Origin of the sequence: Catenovulum agarivorans YM01 (genome assembly GCF_000281085.1) — a bacterium.
Taxonomy (GTDB): domain Bacteria; phylum Pseudomonadota; class Gammaproteobacteria; order Enterobacterales; family Alteromonadaceae; genus Catenovulum; species Catenovulum agarivorans.
This window is the reverse complement of record NZ_AJWM01000120.1, coordinates 1-1,749: the sequence shown is the minus strand read 5'-3', so window position 1 is coordinate 1,749 and position 1,749 is coordinate 1. Positions and strand designations below refer to the sequence as shown.

1 protein-coding gene is annotated in these 1,749 nt (G+C 41.1%); it reads right to left on the bottom strand.

Annotated elements, in window-relative coordinates; translation table 11 throughout:
* Positions 1–87 precede the first annotated feature (87 nt).
* On the bottom strand, positions 88–1,611 hold the full coding sequence (locus WSC_RS0102550) for an ISNCY family transposase (protein WP_016954340.1): 1,524 nt from the start codon (positions 1,609–1,611) through the stop codon (positions 88–90).
* Positions 1,612–1,749 lie beyond the last annotated feature (138 nt).

The window sequence follows — 1,749 nt, the reverse complement described above, 5'->3', positions numbered from 1 at the left end:
TAGTGTGATTACCAAGGGAAACTGATGGTATGATTACCAAGCGATTTTGACGTATCTACATTATCAATGTCAGCCCAAGTTGGCAACTTAAGCCGACTTGGGAAGTAATTCCAACTTAGCCAACCTGAGTGCCGTAGTATTCATATTTTCTCTCAACCATATCTGGCGTACTCCATTCGGGCTAATTTCAATATCCATATTTGCTTTTAGTTGGCGAGCTACTTGAGCTTGTCCCAGATGGGGATTTTTCAGGCTGAAGTCTACAACGACTTTCTCCAGGTCTTCCTCTGGTCGATTTTTATGCCGTAAGTCAGGTGTCTCTTGCCGCCTTAGCGCATCTATTCCGCCTTGCTTTATTAGTCGTCTGTGGCGGTAAATGGTATCTCTAGATACACCACTGAGACGAGAGGCTTCGGATACGTTTCCAAGCTTATCAGCTAACGCTAGTACATCTAATTTTTTCTGAATTTCGATATCTTCCATTGAGGTTTTAATAGGTTCTATGACTTCACTAACTGTTAATTTTCGGCCTGCGAAGTAAGCATCAAACGAGTTTTTAGCGATATTTCGAATTTCAATTTTCTGATGAGCTATCGAGTGCTTGATTGGTGATTCGATAAAATAAAATTTATTGCCGTAACTAAAGGTGTGATCGTTTCGGATCTTTCGGTATTCTTTGGTAACACAGATATCATTAAGATTAATGTGAGCTGGCAGTGGCTTATATTCTGAACCGTTCACCTTTGATTTAACCGTCAATAGCTTATTCCAGAACTGAGGAATAAATACATGCTGTAAATAGCTATTGGCCGCCATCATATCGTTGATATTATTCAGCCTTAACTCTGGTATTAAGCGATCTTGCAAGGTATCGAAGGCTCGCTCAACTCGGCCTTTCCCTTGTGGTGAGCTGGCGAAGATGATTTCAATGCCAAGCTCTTCACATGCCCTTTGCATTTGAGAGAAGTTGCTACGTTTAGGGCCGCCAAATATACCAGCTCTATCCACGTACAGTGTTCTAAAAATACCACGCTTTTCGATAATCGAGCGCAGCACCTTCAAACAGCCAGCAGTGGTTTCTGACGGGAAGAACTCAGCAAATAACTCACTCGTAGAATCATCTATCGCAGCAATGAGACAAGACTTTTTATTGCCAAACCAGCGATGAGGGCTACCGTCCATCTGTAACATTAAACCAGCAGCCTCCATTCGCTCTCTGTGCTTATGAACACGGCTTCTTCTGCGTTTAGCACGTTTTACATGATGAATATCATGCGCCCAACACCTAAGCGTCTCTCGCTTCACAATAATATGTTCATTAGCTTCAAGCATCTCAGCAAGGTGAAGTAGATTAAGATCGTAATACTTCTCACGGATAAGCTGTTGTACCGTTTGTTTCAATTTATCTGGCGTTTTATTTACGGGTGATTGGCCTGTATTACCATGAACAATGAATTGCACTCCTACTTTACGGTATCGCTGAAGATAACGCTCAATAGTTCGTCTAGATTTATTGAGAAGTTTAGTCGCATTGCAAATAGTCAAACGGCCTTCAGCAACTTTAGCAATGATATCAACGGTTAATTGAGCTTTGGAATTCATAATGATCATCCTTAGCACCTCTCAAATATTTAAAATAAACATTTAAAAAGCACGGTTAAAGATCACCGTCAAATTCCCTTGGTAATTAGCGACTACGACAGAATCGCTTGGTAATTAAAGTGCGACAAAATCGCTTGGTGTTAACAC